Genomic DNA, 17356 nt, shown 5'->3' on the forward strand with positions numbered 1-17356 from the left:
GGCCGCCGTTCCCGTGCCGTTTCCCATACAAACATCTTCTAATGGGGGTCTGACAATTCTGGCGGGCATAGGTCCGGGGGCTGGTGGGGGTACAGGAGCAGCGGGCGAGGCAGGCGAAATCAGCACGTCACCGCCATGCTCGCCCGCAAGGATTCCCATAAAGACATCGTCTAATAGGGGTCTGACAGTTGTGGGGCAGGGGTGCCGGCGGCTCGAAACCCTTGGGTGCCTTTTATGCAGGGCCTAGAAAATGCCATACTCGGCGCGTGAAGCCGTCGTATTCCTTCAAGGCCGAACTCTGGCTCTATCCGGGCGAGGCTGGTTGGCATTTTCTGACCCTGCCTCCCGAGGTCGCAGATGACGTCCGGGTTCAAACTGCCGGTGCGAGCAAGGCGTTTGGCTCTATCAAGGTCACGGCCGAAACCGGTGGACACTCCTGGCAGACTTCCCTCTTCCGGGACACAAAGAGCGGCTCCTACCTGCTTCCCGTCAAAAAGGACATCAGGGACAAAGCCAAGATCGGCCAAGGCGACGAAGTAGTCGTCCACCTTTCTATATGGAACTTCTGAGCCCCCTACACGGCGCAGATTCCCGGCACAGGCGCACTAATGCAATCCAGCGCCCGAGCCGTGCCCGGACCCGGCACCGAACCGAGCCCCGGCCAGCACTAAATCTGCTTCAGTGCCTGTTCCAAATCGCCGATCAGGTCGTCCACGTCCTCGAGCCCCACGGACAGCCGAACAACTCCGTCACTGAGGCCGATGGCAGCGCGGCCTTCCGGCCCCATGGCGCGGTGCGTGGTGGTGGCCGGATGCGTAATCAGGGACTTGGAATCTCCCAGGTTGTTGGAGATGTCAATGATCCGCAAGGCGTCCAGCAGTGCAAAGGCGGCTTCCTTGCCGGAGCGCCCGCCTGATGGTGCAAGTTCCAGGGTGAGCACCGTTCCGCCGGCCTTCATCTGCTTGGCAGCAAGGCCGTATTGCGGGTGCGACTTCAGGAGCGGGTACTTCACCCAGCTCACCGCAGGCTGCTGCTCGAGCCACTCGGCGATCCGCAGGGCGGAGGCGGAGGAGTGGTTCACACGCAGGGCCATGGTCTCAAGGCCTTTGGTGAGGACCCAGGCGTTGAAGGCGGACAACGACGGACCGGTATGGCGCATGAGCTGCTTGACCGGACCTTCGATGAATTCCTTCGTTCCCAAAATCGCACCGCCCAGGACCCGGCCCTGGCCATCAATGTGCTTGGTGCCGGAGTAGACGATGACGTCGGCGCCCAACTGGCCGCAGCGCTGCAGAAGTGGAGTGGCAAAAACATTGTCGACCACCACGGTGGCACCCGCCGCATGGGCGAGTTCGCTCACCGCCGCGATGTCCACGATCTCCTGCATGGGGTTGGACGGCGACTCAAAGAAAACGGCGGTGGTGGGCTGGGACAGGGCTTCGCGCCACTGGTCGAGGTCCGGGCCGTCCACAAAGACAGTCTCAACGCCCCACCGGGGCAGGATCTCGTTGAGGATCACAAAGCAGGAGCCAAAGAGTGAGCGGGCGGCGACCACGCGGTCGCCGGCAGCCAGCAAGGCACCCAGGGCGGTGAAAACCGCGGACATGCCTGACGCCGTCGCAAAGCACGCTTCGGTGCCCTCAAGGAGTCGGAGCCGCTCCTGGAAGGTGGCCACAGAGGGGTTGCCGTAGCGGGAGTAGACAAAGCGCTCGTCCTCGCCGGTGAAGGCGCGCTCGGCAGCGGCGGCGGATTCGTACACGAAGCCGGAGTTCAGGAACACCGCCTCGCTGGTTTCCTGGAAGTTGGTGCGGTCCAGTCCGCCGCGGACGGCCTGGGTGTCAGGGCTCCAGCCGGGGGCGTCTTCGTTGAAGGTCACTTAGTTCTTTCCCAGGTTGGTTGGCAGGCCGCGGTTCTTCCAGCCGTTGACAGTGCGTTCGCCATAGCGGTCCGGCTCACCTTCGAAGCCCTCCAGGACGTTGTAGGAGGTGAAGCCGGCCTGTGTGGCGGCGATGGCGGCCGCGATGGACCGCTGGCCGGAGCGGCACAGGAACAGCAGTTCGGTGGAGCCATTTTCGGGGGCCTGCAGGCTCAGGTCCTTGATGAAGTCGGGGTTAGGGATTCCGCCCGGGAAGGTCCACTGGATGAACAGGGGATCGTTGTCCGTGGCTTTGGTGTCCGGGATGCCGATGTGGGCCCATTCACCCTCGGTGCGGACGTCCACCAGGATGGCACCTTGCTGCAGCTTGTCCCAGGCTTCCTGGGGGGTGAGGTCGCCGGCGTAGCTCATGCGTGGCCCTCGCCTGCGAACTCGAGGTCTTCGCCTGACAGTTCAAGCTCATCCACCGCAGTGGCCACCGCGGCATCAGCGGAAGCGATCGCTGCCGGCAGGACGACGGCCTGCGCCACAATGGCGGTGCTGCCGTTGAACGTGACGGCGGGGCTTCCGTGCAACACATAGCCCTCGGCCAGGGCGGCGGAAATCCGCTCACAGAAGGAGCGGTCATCAGGCCCCGTGATAAGGCGGTAGGCCAGTTCTTCTTCGTTGGCAGGGGCGTCTGACATGACGGATCTCCTTCTCTCACGCTTGCAGCTCGAATCGGTCGATATGCCGAGTATTCACCTGAGGCACCCCGCCGCGGAAGGAGGGTTGCCGACCGGCCAGTCAGGGCTTGGCGCCGGTACTCATTACTCCCCAAAAACGTAACACTTGGCACGAGGGCCCGCACCGCCGTCGTCGTCATGTTCCGTAACCGAAGCGCTGCTGGAGCAACTTGGACGCACTTGCAGACGGTTCCCGGAACGGACGACGGCGGGAGTCACCACGGGCGGCTCAGGGCACCTGGCGCCCGTGGCTGCTTTCCGGGCAGATAGGGTTCTTGTGGGGCGCCGCCCCGGCAGTCGGAGCAAAGTCCTTGGGGGGGTCCTCATCAGTACGCCAACAGCCGCCGAACTGCAACATCTTTTAGGCCATGGCCGTCTGCCAAACCGTCGCGGGCAACTCACCCGACAGTCCCTTCTCCGCGCCGCAGCTGCCCTTCTTGCCGCGATGCTGATTGCCGTCCTGGCAGTGATACTGCCCGCCGGGGCCGCCCGTGCTGCAGACACCATCCCGGCCGAGGGCAAGCCGCTTCTGGGCGCAGTCCTCGAATGGGGCGAGGACACCGCGGCTGGCTTTACAGACAGGCTGGGAGCATCCCCGGCGCTCTTCGGGCATGACATCGCCCTGCCCTTCCGCGGCTCGGAGGAGGAGAACATCAGGGGCTTCCTGGAGCAATCGGGGATGCAGGGCGCCCACGCCATGCTGACGGTCAAGCCCAGCATCGCCCTGGAGCAGGTCACCGCCGAGGCCGCCGCATCGTTTGCCGCTGAGGTACGGAAGCTGACTGCGAACTTCAAGGGCGAGGTGTTGATCCGCTTTGCCCCCGATATGAATGCCAGCTGGGTGGAGTGGGGCCAGCAGCCGGCCGCCTACCGGTCCGCCTTCCGGGCCGTCGCTGAGGCCTTTGAGGATACCGGCGGCCGTACGTCGATGGTGTGGGAGCCATACCTGGGAACGGGCTACCCCTTTGACCGGAACCGGAATGCCCCTGCGCCGGGCAGCGAGGGTTTCGCCCTCCTCGATAGCAACCGCGACGATGCGTGGAACGGTTCGGACGCGGCGTATGCCCCGTATTACCCCGGGGACGATGCCGTGGACTGGGTGGGTCTGACCGCGTTCCACGATGACACTGCCGGCGGGGCGCCGGTCAACACGGTGCCGCGGCCGAACGAACTCCAGGAAATGCTCACAACCTCCGGCGGGGAAAATTTCTACGGCACATATGCGGCAGGGAAGGACAAGCCGTTCGTCCTGCAGACGGCTGCGTTTTACAGCCCGGCATCCGGCGGCGCCTCGGATCTGGACATCAAAGCGGGCTGGTGGGACCAGGTCCTGAGTACGGCCACCTCCACGGACTTCGCCAAAACGGCGGCCGTAGTCTGGGACGAGCGGACCAGCACCAGGGACACTGGGGTGGCAAGCATTGACTGGCTGCTCACCGGAAACCCTGCGGTTGCGGCCGCCGCCCGGGACCGTCTAGAGACGTCCTCCATGGTGACCGGCCCGGTGACCCAGGTTGCGGCCGGCAGCGGATACGTCCGGGCCAACACACTCACCGGCGCCGCCGCCTGGACTGTGGGTGCGGCGCTGCTGATCCTCCTGGTGGCGTTGTGGCAGGTTCCCCGCAGGGTCAATACAGCAACTGCGTGGAGCTACACGGATCCTTCAAAGCGGGATTCGCGGGTGGACCTCCTGCGCGGCATGGCCATTGTGTTTGTGGTGGTGAACCACCTGGGCATGACGTCGCTGTTCCAGCTGTTGACCCAGGAAGCTGTGGGCTTCGTTTCCGGGGCCGAGCTTTTTGTCCTCTTCTCGGGCATCGTGGTGGGCATGGTCTACGGACCCAGGGTGAACGCGGACTTCGGAACCGTGGTGGACCTGACATCCCGGCGGGCAGGCAAGCTCTATGTAACGGCGCTCGCCGTGCTGATCGGCGTCTTCCTGATCTCCCTGGTGCCTGTCTTCCAGACCGATGCACTCACCACCTTCGTTGACCAGGGAACCGGCGGCGCCGGCCACAACGGCGCCGGCCGCACCTACGACCTCTACGCGGGAATGGGCTCGTTGTTCCAGTTCCCGGTGCCCCCGCAGGTCCTGCCCGCCATCCTGCTGCTGCAATTCGGCCCCTGGCAGTTCAACGTCATGGGCCTCTACGTGGTGTTGCTGCTCGTCAGCCCGCTCATCCTTGCCGCGCTTAACCGGGGCAAGGCCGTGTGGGTGCTGGCCGGCACCCTGGCCGTGTATGCGGTAGGGGCTGTCACCAGGTTCCGGATCCTGCCCTCGCAGTTTGAGGACTCATTCCCGTTGCTGGTCTGGCAGGTCCTGTTTGTGGTCGGCCTGGTGGCCGGGTTCCACCGGCAGCGCATCGTTTCGTGGCTCACTGACCACACCTGGGTTGTGGGAGTCTGCACGGGTGCCGCGTTCGCCTTCGCGTTCCTGTCCTGGGGCAACCCCTATTTGGCCAACGGCTTCGACGTACGGCTGGCCATCATTCCGGACACGGTGTACCGGAGCATGTACGACCTCTTCTTTGGCCGCACCTACCTGGCTCCCGGCCGACTCCTGAACGTCCTGGTGCTGGTGGTGGCCGCCTACGCATTCCTGACGGCCTACTGGAAGCCGGTGGCACGCGCCCTTGGCTGGTTCCTGATTCCACTGGGCCGGGCCACCCTGTACGTCTTCATCATCCATGTGGTCCTCATTGCCGTCATCGCCAACATACCGGCACTGCGCCAGGGCGACATTTGGATCAACACAGCGGCGTACGCACTGGTCCTGGGGCTCCTCTGGGTGATGGTCCGGACGCGGTTCCTCTTCCGCATCATCCCCACCTGAGGGAAACCGGCCTTCACCAACCCACGGCAGGTCCAGCGGGAAGCGTTTACTTCATCGAAATGTGAACGCTACAGCACTGTCATTGTCACATCATTTGACGAAACATTTCACCCATACGCTCACCGTGTAACACTCCGGTGAAAGGAAAAAAATGTCAGATGCGACTCGCAGGAACTTCCTCCGCTACGTGGGCATGGTGGGGGGAGCCGGGGTGATGTACGAAACGATGGCGGCGATGGGACTGGCGCCTGACGCAGCGGCCCCTGCTTATGCTGCGCCCCGCGCCGACGACCTGCGCGGCAGCGGAAAAAGCGTGGTGGTCTTGGGTGGCGGCATCGCGGGACTGACCACGGCATACGAATTGGGCAAGGCGGGCTACAAGGTAACCATCCTGGAAGCGCGGATGCGACCCGGCGGACGCAACTGGACCGTGCGGGGTGGTACCGAGGAAACAGATCTCCGCGGAGTCACGCAACGGGCCGCTTTTTCCAAAGACCAGTATATGAATGCCGGCCCGGGCCGTATTCCGCAGCACCACATCACCCTCGATTACTGTAAGGAACTCGGGGTGGCGATCGAGCCATTCACCAACCAGAATGCAGACGGTTACCTCTTCCGCGAGGGCAACACCAAACTCTCCAACACGCCGGTCCGGCACCGCGCGGCCAAGGCCGACGTCTACGGCTACGTCTCCGAACTCTTGGCCAAAGCTACGGACCAGGGCGCCCTGGACAGCTACATGACGGCAGCCGACAAGGAAAACCTGATCTCCTTCCTGCAGAACTTCGGGGCCATTGGCGGCAAGGTTCCCGGTGATGCTGCGGCAAGTTTCAAGTACACAGGTACGGGCCGCAAGGGTTACTCGGTGACCCCGGGAGCCGGCCTGGAAGCGGGAACACCGTTGGCGCCGGACGCCCTGTCTGACGTCTTCGCCAGCGGCGTTGGCAACTACTTTTCTTTCGAATTCGGCTGGGACCAGGCCATGATGATGTTCCAGCCCGTAGGCGGCATGGACCGTATCCCTTATGCCTTCGAAGCAGCAATCGGCAAGGACAAGTTCGTGTACGGCGCCCGGGTTCTGTCCATGAACAACAGTGCTGCCGGCGTCGCGGTGGAGTACACCAACCCGGGCGGCCAGACCAAGAAGATCGAAGCGGACTTTGCCGTCTGCACGCTGCCGCCACACATCGCGGCCAAGATCCCCGGCAACCTGCCAGCCGACGTTCTTGACGCCCTGAAGTTCGCCAGCCCCAGCGACGCCGGCAAGATCGGCATCGAGTACTCCCGCCGCTGGTGGGAAGAGGATCACCGGATCTACGGCGGAATCACCAACACCAACATCGACCTCGGCAACATGTGGTATCCGTCCACCGGATTCCACGGCCAGCGCGGCACCATGGTGGGCTACTACAACACCGGCGCCAGCGCTCGTGTCTACAAGGAACTCAGCCCGGAAAAGCGGCTCAGCCGCGCCCTTGACCAAGGTGCGCGGATCCACGGCGACGTGTACCGAAAGGACGTGTCGGCGTCGTTCTCGGTTGACTGGGGGAGCACCGCGTTCTCCGAAGGGGCGTGGGTGGGCTGGCCATCGCAGGCAGATGCCAAGTACGCCAAGCTGCTGGAGCCGTCCGGCAACATCTACTTCGCCGGCGACCACCTGAGCCACGCCATCGCCTGGCAGCACGGCGCAATGACCTCCGCACGCGCCGCCGTCACGGCCCTGCACACCCGGGTTGCGGCGACGGTGGCCGGATGATGGGCCCGATTGCAGCCGCCAGCCGCCGAACGAAACCACGAAGGAAGCCCATGTTCCGACGCCACATCGCCTTGGTGACCGCCGGCATCGCCGGGATCACGCTCACCGCAACTGCCGCTTTCGCCGCACCCGCCGTCTTCAAGGACCTTACAAGCCCCAAGCCCGGCACCACTGTCTCCAACCTCCCTGCCGGCCAGGACAACCCGATGATCGCCAGTGGAGTGGCCATTGGGGCGAATACGCCCATCTATAAGACCAGCGGGCTCGGACCGTCGGCCCTGAACACAGCTGCTGCAGCAGGCAGCGAGCAGCGCTACGTGGACACGGCCGTTTTCCCGGGCGGCGTGCTTCCTCCCGGCGTAACCATCACCGAGGCGCAGGGGATCAACGCTCTGCGCAGGATCGGCGAGAACCTTGCCCAGGCCGGTTTGGATTACGACGACGTCATCACCATGCGCGTCTTCCTCCAGAACCCCGCCGGGGCCGAAAAGGCCGACTTTGATGGGTGGAACCGCGCCTACCGGCAGTACTTTGCCAACACCAGCCTCGCGGACGGATCCGTGATCAAGGTGCCGCTGGGTTCGGCTGCACCAGCTGAACCGCTTGTGGCCAACCCTGCCCGGCCCTCACGCTTTGCCCTCGAGATCGAAAACCTGCCGGTCAACGGCTGGCTCGTCGAGGTGGAAGTAGATGCCGCATACCCTGCTCCTGGCGGGAAATAGCGAATGGGCGTGGACTGCCGGCCAGCAGTCCACGCCCATTCCTTGTCCGGTTAGACGAGCCCTGGGTAGCTCGTCAGGATGTAATCCGCGGCTGCGGGGCCCTTCATGCGCAGGCCGCTGTGACCTGCGGGCATGCGGTGTTTCATGGCTGCCCAGAAGACAGACTCTTTGCCGGGCTTCTGCTGGTTAATGAAGCACCAGCTGGTGTACAGGCCGTAAAGGCGGTCATCGTCGAGGCTGTGGTCGTAGGCCTTATCCAGGTGGGTGGCTTCTTGGAGGAAAAGATCGAACTGCGAATGTGCCATGACGGCGTCCCTTCGCTACGTGCGTGGTGCCGCCGTTCGGCTACAGCAGCGGGAACTCAAAGCCGTGCACAAGGCAATGGAGTGTTGATCGAGTCTTTGGGAATCGATGGTCCAAGGCGGCGCTAACACCTTGTCTACGCTGTAGACTGTACCCGTAGACTACATATACGGCAAGCGTCTGGAATTATGTTCAGGCCACACATGCCGCTAGTTCCAGAACGGAAAAACACATGCCGCCGCCGAAGACCTCAGGTACTGAAGACCGCGCCCGCAAGGCCCGGCTCAGCCGTGAGCTGGTGCTGGCCAAAGCGCTCGAACTGGTGGACGCCGAAGGCCTGGAAGCACTGACCATGCGCCGCCTTGGCCAGGAACTGGGCCGCGACCCCATGAGCCTCTACCGCTATGCGGAGAACCGGGCAGCGCTGCTTGATGGAGTCTCGGAGCTGGTACTTAACGACTTGTCGATTCAGTCAGAGGACCCCGACTGGAAAGCGCAGCTGCGGCAGATTGCGCACAATCTCCGCCAGCTCGCGCTTGAACACCCCAACGTAGTGCCGCTGCTGGTCACGCGGCCGCTCTCTACGCCGCTGGGGCTGAGGCCATTGGGCACGCTGCGCCCGCTGGAGCAGATTCTCTCGCTGCTCAGCGGGGCCGGGTTTGATCCGGCCGGGGCGCTGCATGTCTACCGCGCCTACTATGGCTTCCTCTACGGCCACATCCTGAACGAACTGCAGGAGTTTGTGGTGGATCCGGAAGAAAACGAAGCGCTGTTGCGGCTCGGGCTGCACAGGCTCCCGGCCAAGGAATTTCCCCGGCTCAGGGCGCTGGCGCCGAACCTTTCCGAATACGACGGAGAAAAAGAGCTGGACCAGGGCCTGACAATCCTGCTCACAGGGCTTGAAGGGCAGCTCTCCAAGAAGCCTGCCCGCTCGTCCGCCTAGGGGAACGCCCGCTGCACGAGGGGCGGCGGGCCGGACGCATTTACTCGAAGGACGCGCGGCGCCGGTCAGTACTGCGCGTGTTCCAGACGTCCGGTGTGTTCACCTTGAAGCGGCGGCCCGTCAGCGCCCGTGCTGACAACCTGATGTAGTGGGCTTTCTCGCCCGGCTCCCACGGCTCCAGCCCCAGGCTGTCCACCGCGTCCTTGTCAGCCTGGTCCTCGATAATGCCCGTATCCCCGCGCACCACCACGCTCCACGCCTCTTCCGTGTGGGGGTCGTAGCCATCGATCTCCAGGGCGGCCGGCCGTTCCTCCTTGGCGTTCCACAGCTTGGTCACTCCGGAGGTCCGGAAGACGATGCTCCGGCGGTGCACCACGTAATTGACCGGGAAAATCTCGGGGTGTCCGTCCACAACCAGTCCGAGCCGGCCCAGCGTGTCACTTTCAAGCAGTTCCCAGCAGTCGTCAAAGGTCAGTTTCCCGGTGTGCTCCGCGTCAGGGTTCATGACCATACCCTAAGGCCATGCTTAGTCTCCGGGGAAGGTTACTGAATGCCGGCGAAAAGCTCGTTCAGCTCGGCAGTCAGCTCCTTCTGTACCGAGGGCGTGCCGATTTCCTTGCCATCGATCCGGTTTACCGGCGCCAGCATCCGCACGCTGGAAATCAGCCAGACGGCGTCGGCGTCCAGCAGGTCCTGCGGCTCCAGCGGCCCGTAGCCCAGCTCCCAGCCGGCGGCCTTGGCGGCGGCGAACAGCGCGCCCTGGGAGGTGCCGGGGAGGATGCCGCTGTCCAGCAGGGGCGTGATGAGGCGCTTAACGGAGGTGCCGTCGTCGGACGTTTCCACGTGTGCCATCAGCACGGTGGACGTGGGGCCCTCAAGCACGCGGCCATCGGAGGAAGTAAAGATGACGTCGTCAGCGCCCTGCTTGCGGGCGTAACGGAGGGCGGCCATGTTGACCGCGTAGGAGAGGGTCTTGGCGCCCAGCAGCAGCCAGGGGGCGCGCTCGGCAACATCGCTGTCGTAACCGCGGTCCAACAGAATGACGTCGATGCCGGTCTCGCGCTGGCGGCGGCCGGCAGCACCGGCAGGGGACACCTGCACCCAGGCGGTAGGGGTGGACGCTCCCTCCACACCGCGGGTCACCACGAGCTTCACCACCAGTTCGTCGTCGGTGGCGGAGGCGGGCGGGTGCTGGGCCCGGTGCTCGGACACGGCTGCGGTGATGGCGCGGCGCCACTCATCCTCGCCGGGAATGGCCAGATCCAGCGCCCCAGCAGAACCGGCAAGGCGGTCCAGATGTGCCTGGATCTTCCGGACGGTACCCCCCACGGCGAGCATGGTCTCAAAGATTCCGTCGCCCCTGGTGGCGCCCTGGTCCGTCACCAGCAGCTGGGGACTGGACGCATCGGCAAACCGGCCGTCAGGGAAGGCGGGATCGAGGAAGGCGAGAACCACGGGGGCTGGAGAGGTCATGGGTCCAGCTTAGTGCGGCGCTCACGGATAAGCTGGGCGGAGTGCCCTGGCCGGAACCCGTCCGCCGGGAGCCGTCCTCCGGGGGTTATTCACGTGTTGTGGCCATTTTCGCTTGCCGGCACCGCTCCGACGTGGGTGGTGGTGCTGCTGGCCTTCGCCGACCTGGTGATCAGGGTGCTCGCGGTTGGCATCATCCCCGGCAACCGCCGGCCCACTACCGCCATGGCATGGCTGCTGGGGATCTTCTTTGTCCCGTTCGTGGGCATCATCCTGTTCCTGCTGTTCGGCAACTTCAAGCTGTCCAGCCGCCGACGGCAGCAGCAGCAACAGGTCAATGAAAGGGTGAGGGCCGGAATTTCCTCCCTGGCCGACGTCGAAAGCGACTATCCCGGGCCGGAATGGGTGCGTTCCGCTGCGGAGTTGAACCGGCGGCTGGGTTCGCTGCCGATGGTGGACGGGAACTCCGTGGACCTGATCCCGGGGTACCCGGACTCGATTCTTGAGATGACCAAGGCGGTGCGGAACGCGAAGAAGTTCGTTAACGCCGAGTTCTACATCATGAGCACGGACCACATTACTGACGACCTGATGACCGCCCTGGAGGAAGCCGCCGAACGCGGGGTGGAAGTCCGGGTGCTGTTCGACCACATCGGCACCCTCCGCGTGAAGGGCTACCGGAACCTGCTCAAGCGGCTTCGGGCCGGCAAAATCCAGTGGAAGCGCATGCTTCCGTTGCTGCCCATCCATGGCCAGTGGCGCCGTCCGGACCTGCGCAACCACCGCAAGATCATGGTGATCGACGGCGAAATCGCCTTTACCGGCTCGCAGAACCTGATCGAGCCCTCCTACAACAACCCCCGCCACCGGAAGGCCGGCCGTGAATGGGTGGAGCTGATGGCGTGCCTTCGCGGACCCATCGTCACCACCTTGAACGTTGTTTTTGCCACGGACTGGCTGAGTGAGACGGACGAGTCCCTGGAGCACCAGCTGCAGCTCCCGGCCAACGCGCACCCGGGCAACGTCACGGCCCAGGTAGTGCCCAGCGGCCCGGGCTTCATCACCGAGAACAACCTGCGGCTGTTCAACACGCTCATCTATTCGGCCCAGCATAATATTTCCATCTGCAGCCCGTACTTCGTCCCGGACGATTCCCTTCTCTACGCCATCACCACTGCCGCGCAGCGGGGCGTGGACGTGGAGCTGTTCGTCTCGGAGAAGGGCGATCAGTTCCTGGTCCACCACGCCCAGAGCTCATACTATGAGGCCCTGCTGGAGGCCGGCGTCCGGATCTACCTGTACAAGGCCCCGTTCGTGCTCCATGCCAAGCACTTCACCATTGACGACGAGGTTGCCGTTCTCGGTTCGTCCAACATGGACATGCGCTCGTTCTCACTCAACCTTGAGGTGTCGGTGATGCTGCTGGGGGAGGACATTGTCACCAAGATGCGCGCCATCGAGGACACGTACCGGGACATCTCGCATGAGCTCAAGCTGGCCGACTGGATCAAGCGGCCCCTGGCCACGCGGTACGTGGACAACGTGGCCAGGCTGACGGCGACGGTGCAGTAACGGCTCGAAGAGTTTCAGGCATCGGGGAACTCTGCGCCCAGCGTGGAGAGGACGCCGAAAGCCTTGGTCCGGATCTCCTCGTATTCCTCGTCCTGGACTGAATCGGCCGTGATCGCGCCGCCGACGCCGAGGGTCAGATCGGCGGTCCCGTCACCTGCGCGGTTGATCACCAGGGTCCGGATGGCGACGGCGAGGTCCGTGGCGCCATTTAGCGAGAAGTAGCCGATGGCCCCGGAATAGAGCCCGCGTGAGCCGCCTTCCAGCCGGTCCAGGATGGCCATGGTGCTGATTTTTGGCGCGCCGGTCATGGAGCCTGCCGGGAAGCAGGCTGCCACGGCCTCGGCCCGGGACGATCCACGCTGCAGCCGGGCGTCGATGGTGCTCACCATCTGGTGGACGGTGGCGTAGCTTTCGATGGCGCAGAGCCGGCTGACGGTCACCGAGCCGGGGACGGCGAAGTGGCTGAGGTCGTTCCGCAGCAGGTCCACGATCATGATGTTCTCGGCGCGGTCCTTCAACGACGTGGCAAGGTCAGTGCGCAGCGCAGTGTCTTCAGCCGGATCGGAGGCTCGGCGGCGGGTTCCCTTGATGGGTTCGGCGCGCATTCCGCCGTCGGACGCAATCTTGAGGAAGCGCTCGGGGGAGGTGCTGGCCACGGCCAGGCTGCCGAACCGGAAGTAGCTGGCAAAAGGCGCCGGGTTTTTCCGGCGGAGGGCCAGGTATGTCGGCCAGGGGTCGAGCGCAGCTGCAGGAATCCGGGCTGACAACGTGGTGGTCAGGCAGACCTCGTAGGTATTCCCCTCGGCAATTTCGTGCTGGGCGGCCGCAATCTTCTCCCGGTATGCGGCGCCGGTATCGCGGCTTGTGAACCTGGCTGTTTGAGGAAGGACGACGCCGGTGCTGCCGCCGGCCTGGGTGGAATGAGCCGGCGAGGCTTCGTGGCCGGCAGCCTCTTCGACCGCCGTGCGGGCCTTGTCGAACCATTCCGGGCCATCCAGTGCGTCCAGGGCCAGCAACCACGCGGTGCCTTCGGCGTGGTCCAGGACCACGGCCCTGCTTGCGAAGATCAGGGCAGCATCGGGGGTGGGGGCGGAATGATCGGTTCCGCCGGTTTCCCGTTTGAGTTCGTAGCCCAGGCATCCGAGCCACCCCAGTGTGAATTCGCCCGGGTAGCCGTCCGGGGTGCTGACCGACGCGTCGCCCCACACTGTGTCAAGCCAGCGGAAGAACGTGCCTTCCACCGTCGCTGATGCGCAGCCGGCCTGGATACTGGTGACGCCCGAACGGTGCGACACCTTCTGGCCCAACAGCCCGCCGTCGTCCGCCATGATGCTGAAGCGGCTGCGTTCAGCGGCGGCCGATTCGGCCTGGTCCTCCCCTGCGGGGGCAGCATGGCGGGCCTTGGGAAAGCTCACGGCCGGAGCGCCGGCATTGGACGAGTCCAGCCAGACGGCGTTGGCGGAAGTGCCACAGAGAGCGTTGAACAGGGTGGCGGCATCCGGGCGCGCGTCCAGACGTTCGGCATGTATACCCAGGCCGCGCCGGGCCGAGAGTTCGGGCGCCAGTACGGGGGCCAGCGCGGGTAGGTATGGAAGAAGCTGAAGCACATCCCTCGGGGCGGACCCGTCAGCGCGGTTCAGCACGCGCACGTCCGCGTGCTCCGGGACGTGGTCGCCGCGCAGCCATTCCTCCTCCTGGGCCGCCCATTGGTCCCAATAGGGTTCGTAGGTTCCGCCGTCACGCTCCAACGCCCGGATCCTGCGGATGTCATCCGGGGAGTCCGCCCAGATGACGGCGCTGAGCAGGGGCCGTGCCGCGGCGGCGGCGGCCCCCACTCCCTCAACGATCACAATCTCGGCGGGCAGCGTGACGCGGGAGTCGCCGTCGTAATGTCTTTCCCAGTCCCAGCTGGTCCACGTGGCCGCCCCGCCACGGCTCAGCGGTTCCAGGACTGTGGCGACATAGCGGTCGATGCCCGCCAACAGGCCGTTCCAGCCCGGGTAGATGTCCTCAAGGTGGAACAGGGAGACCTTGTGGTGGGCGCGCAGCTGTGCCGCCAGTTCGATGGCGAGGGTGGTTTTGCCTGCCCCCGAGCGCCCGTCGATGGCGATGATGACGGGGGCTGGGCTCATGGATTAGAGCGTACCGGTATCCTTGCCAGGCTTCACTTTCGATTGAGCCGGCCCCTGCCGGAGCAGGGCCTGCGACTTATGCCTGCCGCTGGAGCTGCGTGTTTTTCAGGACGGCCCCTTTGATGTATTCCACCAGGCCCGGGAGGGCGTTATGGACCTGGTGCCAGACGACGTCGAAGTCGGCCTGCCCGCCGTACCAGGGGTCCTCAATGCCCTGGTCCAGCAGGTCTTTGTCCGCCAGCCGCGGATCAAAGCTGCGCAGCATGCGGATTTTGTTCCTGGATTCCTGGTCCGGGGCGGACTCGCTGAGCCAGGCGTGGTGGTCGATGTCCAGTGCGAGGATCAGGTCCCGTTCCCGGAACCAGGAGTGCTGCCACTCGCGGGCGATGTGTTTGTCCCAGTTGAGCTGCGTCGCGCCGAGGCGGCGGGCCGCGCGCGGATCTATCGGCCGGCCTGCCTCATAGCCGGTAGTACCCGCAGAATCAACGGCCACCAGGCCCTCAAGCCCTTCGCGTTCCAACGCCGCGGCGAGCATCAGCTCAGCCATGGGGGACCGGCAGATGTTCCCGGTGCAGACGGCGATAACACGGTATGGGCTCGACGCTGAGTTCATAAGCTAAGCATGCGTGCTAATGAGCCCTGTTGGCTAGCGGTGAGTTCATAATGCATGACTATTTTGTAAAGAAACTGTGCTTATCCGTCATCGCCCTGCTGCCCCGTGGCTCAGGGGTGCTCAGTGGAGGAAGGCCAGCAGGATTCCCACGGCGACAAACAGAACGCCGAATGAGCGGTTGAGGACCCGCTGCCCGCGGGCGCTGTGGGTGAACCGCTCAAAGGATCTGGCGGCCGCCGCGAAGAAGAACCACATCACCAGGACGTCGATGGCGACGATCGTTGCCGTCAACACCGCGTACTGGGCCAGGAGGGGTTGCTCGGGCCGGATGAATTGGGGCATAAAGGCCAGGAAGAAGATGATGGCTTTTGGATTCAGCAGATTTACCCAGAATCCGCGCCGGAAGATGGACCATGCGGGCTCGTTCTGAAGGCCGGCGATTTTCTCCTGCTCGAGATCCGGCTTGGCGAGGAATTGCCGGATGCCCAGATACACCAGGTAGGCAGCGCCTGAATAGCGGATGACATTGAAGGCGATAGGCGAGCTGGCCACCAGGACGCCCACGCCAAGGGCCACGATCACCACATGGATCACCAGTGCTGCCTGCTGGCCGAGGATTCCCCACATGGAGCGCCGGAACCCGGAGTTCAGGGAATTGCTCATGGTGTTGATGGCCCCTGCGCCGGGGGTGAAACTGATCAGGACGCCGGCGCCGGCCAGGGTGAGCCACAGGGAAAATTGCACCAGCCAAGTTTAGTGCGCAATCACCAGAGGGTTGCCACGGGTCCGAACGCCTGCAGGTCTTCATCCGCAGTAACGAGGGTAAGCCCCTCCACCATCGCCTGGGCAGCGAGCATTCGGTCGAAGGGATCCTTGTGGTCCCAGTCCAGTTGTCCCGCGGCGAGGGTGTGGGGAGACGAGACAGCGAGTTCGGAAGCGTAGAGGTGGGCAATCTGCCGGCCAAAGCTAGTGACGATTGCCGCTCCAAAGGGCAATTTTCCTTGCCGGTGCTTGGAGGACAGCTCGTAAGCGGTGACCGGCGAGACGAAGATTTGGTTTTCCAGTTTTGTAATGGAATTCCTGGCCTTGGTGGACAGCCGTTTGGGTTCCGCCACAGCCCACAGGAAAACGTGGGTATCCAAAAGGAGCCGCATCATTCCGCGGCCCCCATCTCCTCGTCACTCCAAGGCTCGTAGAACTCGTCAGGAATGTGAAGGGGGCCCAGGAATCCCAGTTCCCGCTTATGGGGGCGTTCGATCTTTACCAGCCGGGCAACAGGCCTTCCTGCTTTGGCAATGACCACATCCTCGCCGTTTTCCACTTGGTTCAACAGCTCGGACAAACGCGTTTTTGCTTCCTGGACGTTGTACTGTCCCATGTTGACCAAGTCTACTTGGTCAACCTCCACTGTGTATGGTTCTGCCCAGTATTCGTTGTCGCCGTAGTAGCTCATGGGCCGACGATATTTCCGAGGCGGCAACCAGCGGCAGCCCGCAAAGTGGCTATGTGGATAGTGGCGCTGGCGCTTGCCGTTAACTAGGCACGCGCGATGACCTCACCGTTGGGAATCAGGAACCAGCCGTCGTCCGTGGAGCCCCAGCGGTGCCAGCCGGCAGAGATCCTGGCCAGGTCCGCGGGATTGGCGAAGCCGTATTCGAGCGCCTGCTCGGCGAAGGCGGAATGGAGCACCCGCTCGCCCCAGACGCGCGCCTGCCAACGCCGCTGCTGTCCCGTGGCGTAAAGCCAGTTGCTGCTGGTGGGCGCGACGTCGGTGAAGCCCGCGGACTGGGCCCAGCTCACCAGCCGCCGCCCGGCGTCGGGCTCTGCTCCGTTCCTGCGCGCGATGCGCTGGTAAAGCTCCATCCACTCATCCAGCTCAGGGATGGCGGGGTACCAGCTCATGCCGTGGAAGTCGGCGTCGCGCACCGCCACAATTCCGCCCGGCTTCGCTACCCGGCGCATCTCCCGCAGCGCCTCCACAGGATCCGTCAGGTGCTGGAGCACCTGGTGGGCGTGGACGACGTCGAACGTTTCGTCTTCGAAGGGGAGGTCGTAGATGTTGCCGGCAACGAATTCGACGTTCGCTACTTCACGCTCGACGGCGAGGGCCTTGGCCTGGGCAATGATGTCCGGCGAGCGGTCCAGGCCGATGACCTTGCCGGGGCTCACCACGCCAGCGAAATCGCAGGTGATGCTGCCCGGGCCGCAGCCGACGTCGAGCAGGGCAGTTCCGGGGGTGAGGTGCGGCAGGACAAACGCGGCCGAATTCTCGGCGGTCCTGGCGGCATGGGCGCGGACCACCGATTCGTGGTGGCCGTGCGTGTAAACGTCGTCTTCGGGCTGCTGCGCGCTCATAAGCAAACGCTACCCCCAACTGGGTTGCGCTAAGTGTCGTTTTGCCGCGTCAAAAC

The 17356-nt window shown here is 64.3% G+C and carries 18 protein-coding genes and 1 riboswitch; of the genes, 6 read left to right on the plus strand and 12 right to left on the minus strand.

What is annotated here, in order from left to right:
- Nucleotides 1-266 precede the first annotated feature (266 nt).
- Nucleotides 267-569: a DUF1905 domain-containing protein gene (locus FNL14_RS19300; protein WP_142063365.1), complete on the plus strand. Its 303-nt coding sequence runs from the start codon at nucleotides 267-269 to the stop codon at nucleotides 567-569.
- 98 nt (nucleotides 570-667) lie between these two features.
- On the opposite strand, the gene FNL14_RS19305 is transcribed toward FNL14_RS19300, so the two are convergent.
- The 3 genes from FNL14_RS19305 to FNL14_RS19315 are packed head-to-tail and all read right to left on the minus strand — an operon-like array spanning nucleotide 668 to nucleotide 2562.
- Nucleotides 668-1876, minus strand: coding sequence for an O-succinylhomoserine sulfhydrylase (locus FNL14_RS19305; RefSeq protein WP_142063368.1), 1209 nt, complete (start codon nucleotides 1874-1876; stop codon nucleotides 668-670).
- Nucleotides 1877-2287 carry a rhodanese-like domain-containing protein gene (locus FNL14_RS19310; protein WP_142063371.1) on the minus strand — a complete coding sequence of 137 codons (411 nt, stop codon included), beginning with the start codon at nucleotides 2285-2287 and terminating at the stop codon, nucleotides 1877-1879.
- A complete protein-coding gene (locus FNL14_RS19315) occupies nucleotides 2284-2562 on the minus strand; it encodes a DUF1737 domain-containing protein (protein ID WP_142063372.1) in 279 nt (92 codons plus the stop codon). Before FNL14_RS19315 ends, FNL14_RS19310 begins: the two co-directional genes overlap by 4 nt.
- A 13-nt stretch (nucleotides 2563-2575) precedes the next feature.
- A riboswitch (SAM riboswitch) is annotated at nucleotides 2576-2690 on the minus strand.
- Between the two features lie 356 nt (nucleotides 2691-3046).
- Here FNL14_RS19315 and opgC point away from each other — a divergent pair.
- The 3 genes from opgC (at nucleotide 3047) to FNL14_RS19330 (ending at nucleotide 7912) form a co-directional block, all read left to right on the plus strand.
- Entirely contained in the window at nucleotides 3047-5434 is a 2388-nt protein-coding gene (opgC, locus tag FNL14_RS19320) for an OpgC domain-containing protein (RefSeq protein ID WP_142063375.1), read from the plus strand.
- Nucleotides 5435-5585: 151 nt separating this feature from the next.
- On the plus strand, nucleotides 5586-7190 hold the full coding sequence (locus FNL14_RS19325) for a flavin monoamine oxidase family protein (protein WP_142063378.1): 1605 nt from the start codon (nucleotides 5586-5588) through the stop codon (nucleotides 7188-7190).
- Between the two features lie 50 nt (nucleotides 7191-7240).
- Complete coding sequence (locus FNL14_RS19330; protein WP_142063381.1) at nucleotides 7241-7912, plus strand: Rid family hydrolase; 672 nt, start codon at nucleotides 7241-7243, stop codon at nucleotides 7910-7912.
- A 50-nt stretch (nucleotides 7913-7962) separates the two neighbouring features.
- Here the strand turns inward: FNL14_RS19330 and FNL14_RS19335 are convergent, their stop codons facing one another.
- Nucleotides 7963-8217 (minus strand): hypothetical protein, encoded by a 255-nt coding sequence (locus FNL14_RS19335; protein WP_142063384.1) that lies wholly within the window; start codon nucleotides 8215-8217, stop codon nucleotides 7963-7965.
- 230 nt (nucleotides 8218-8447) lie between these two features.
- Between FNL14_RS19335 and FNL14_RS19340 the strand changes: the two genes are divergently transcribed.
- A complete protein-coding gene (locus tag FNL14_RS19340) occupies nucleotides 8448-9158 on the plus strand; it encodes a TetR/AcrR family transcriptional regulator C-terminal domain-containing protein (protein WP_142063387.1) in 711 nt (236 codons plus the stop codon).
- Nucleotides 9159-9198: 40 nt separating this feature from the next.
- Here FNL14_RS19340 and FNL14_RS19345 read toward each other — a convergent pair whose 3' ends face one another.
- Together FNL14_RS19345 and FNL14_RS19350 are read right to left on the minus strand one after the other, a co-directional pair.
- Nucleotides 9199-9663 carry a pyridoxamine 5'-phosphate oxidase family protein gene (locus FNL14_RS19345; protein ID WP_142063390.1) on the minus strand — a complete coding sequence of 155 codons (465 nt, stop codon included), beginning with the start codon at nucleotides 9661-9663 and terminating at the stop codon, nucleotides 9199-9201.
- A gap of 38 nt (nucleotides 9664-9701) precedes the next feature.
- Nucleotides 9702-10631, minus strand: coding sequence for an aminodeoxychorismate lyase (locus tag FNL14_RS19350; RefSeq protein WP_142063393.1), 930 nt, complete (start codon nucleotides 10629-10631; stop codon nucleotides 9702-9704).
- Nucleotides 10632-10727: 96 nt separating this feature from the next.
- On the opposite strand from FNL14_RS19350, the gene cls reads away from it, so the two are divergent.
- The gene (gene cls / locus FNL14_RS19355) at nucleotides 10728-12200 is read left to right on the plus strand and encodes a cardiolipin synthase (protein WP_142063553.1); all 1473 of its coding nucleotides are present in this window, start codon (nucleotides 10728-10730) and stop codon (nucleotides 12198-12200) included.
- Nucleotides 12201-12214: 14 nt separating this feature from the next.
- Here cls and pabB read toward each other — a convergent pair whose 3' ends face one another.
- From pabB to FNL14_RS19385, 6 genes are all read right to left on the minus strand, one after another.
- On the minus strand, nucleotides 12215-14332 hold the full coding sequence (gene pabB / locus FNL14_RS19360; RefSeq protein ID WP_142063396.1) for an aminodeoxychorismate synthase component I: 2118 nt from the start codon (nucleotides 14330-14332) through the stop codon (nucleotides 12215-12217).
- A 76-nt stretch (nucleotides 14333-14408) separates the two neighbouring features.
- Nucleotides 14409-14945, minus strand: coding sequence for a low molecular weight protein-tyrosine-phosphatase (locus FNL14_RS19365; RefSeq protein WP_142063399.1), 537 nt, complete (start codon nucleotides 14943-14945; stop codon nucleotides 14409-14411).
- 120 nt (nucleotides 14946-15065) lie between these two features.
- On the minus strand, nucleotides 15066-15689 hold the full coding sequence (locus FNL14_RS19370) for a LysE family transporter (protein ID WP_142063402.1): 624 nt from the start codon (nucleotides 15687-15689) through the stop codon (nucleotides 15066-15068).
- 20 nt (nucleotides 15690-15709) lie between these two features.
- Entirely contained in the window at nucleotides 15710-16102 is a 393-nt protein-coding gene (locus FNL14_RS19375; RefSeq protein WP_255470926.1) for a type II toxin-antitoxin system VapC family toxin, read from the minus strand.
- On the minus strand, nucleotides 16099-16398 hold the full coding sequence (locus FNL14_RS19380) for a type II toxin-antitoxin system Phd/YefM family antitoxin (RefSeq protein ID WP_255470927.1): 300 nt from the start codon (nucleotides 16396-16398) through the stop codon (nucleotides 16099-16101). Before FNL14_RS19380 ends, FNL14_RS19375 begins: the two co-directional genes overlap by 4 nt.
- An 83-nt stretch (nucleotides 16399-16481) precedes the next feature.
- A complete protein-coding gene (locus FNL14_RS19385; RefSeq protein ID WP_142063405.1) occupies nucleotides 16482-17300 on the minus strand; it encodes a methyltransferase domain-containing protein in 819 nt (272 codons plus the stop codon).
- Between the last annotated feature and the right edge of the window lie 56 nt (nucleotides 17301-17356).

It is taken from the genome of Pseudarthrobacter sp. B4EP4b, assembly GCF_006680095.1.
Lineage (GTDB): Bacteria > Actinomycetota > Actinomycetes > Actinomycetales > Micrococcaceae > Arthrobacter.

Excerpts from the sequence above, each read along its gene's own strand:
- FNL14_RS19380 (WP_255470927.1), bottom strand. The coding sequence starts at position 16,398 with ATGAGCTACTACGGCGACAACGAATACTGGGCAGAACCATACACAGTG.
- FNL14_RS19365 (WP_142063399.1), bottom strand. The coding sequence starts at position 14,945 with ATGAACTCAGCGTCGAGCCCATACCGTGTTATCGCCGTCTGCACCGGG.
- FNL14_RS19310 (WP_142063371.1), bottom strand. The coding sequence starts at position 2,287 with ATGAGCTACGCCGGCGACCTCACCCCCCAGGAAGCCTGGGACAAGCTG.
- FNL14_RS19345 (WP_142063390.1), bottom strand. The coding sequence starts at position 9,663 with ATGAACCCTGACGCGGAGCACACCGGGAAACTGACCTTTGACGACTGC.
- FNL14_RS19325 (WP_142063378.1), top strand. The coding sequence starts at position 5,586 with ATGTCAGATGCGACTCGCAGGAACTTCCTCCGCTACGTGGGCATGGTG.
- pabB (WP_142063396.1), bottom strand. The coding sequence starts at position 14,332 with ATGAGCCCAGCCCCCGTCATCATCGCCATCGACGGGCGCTCGGGGGCA.
- opgC (WP_142063375.1), top strand. The coding sequence starts at position 3,047 with ATGCTGATTGCCGTCCTGGCAGTGATACTGCCCGCCGGGGCCGCCCGT.
- FNL14_RS19385 (WP_142063405.1), bottom strand. The coding sequence starts at position 17,300 with ATGAGCGCGCAGCAGCCCGAAGACGACGTTTACACGCACGGCCACCAC.
- FNL14_RS19350 (WP_142063393.1), bottom strand. The coding sequence starts at position 10,631 with ATGACCTCTCCAGCCCCCGTGGTTCTCGCCTTCCTCGATCCCGCCTTC.
- FNL14_RS19335 (WP_142063384.1), bottom strand. The coding sequence starts at position 8,217 with ATGGCACATTCGCAGTTCGATCTTTTCCTCCAAGAAGCCACCCACCTG.
- FNL14_RS19340 (WP_142063387.1), top strand. The coding sequence starts at position 8,448 with ATGCCGCCGCCGAAGACCTCAGGTACTGAAGACCGCGCCCGCAAGGCC.
- FNL14_RS19315 (WP_142063372.1), bottom strand. The coding sequence starts at position 2,562 with ATGTCAGACGCCCCTGCCAACGAAGAAGAACTGGCCTACCGCCTTATC.
- FNL14_RS19330 (WP_142063381.1), top strand. The coding sequence starts at position 7,241 with ATGTTCCGACGCCACATCGCCTTGGTGACCGCCGGCATCGCCGGGATC.
- FNL14_RS19375 (WP_255470926.1), bottom strand. The coding sequence starts at position 16,102 with ATGATGCGGCTCCTTTTGGATACCCACGTTTTCCTGTGGGCTGTGGCG.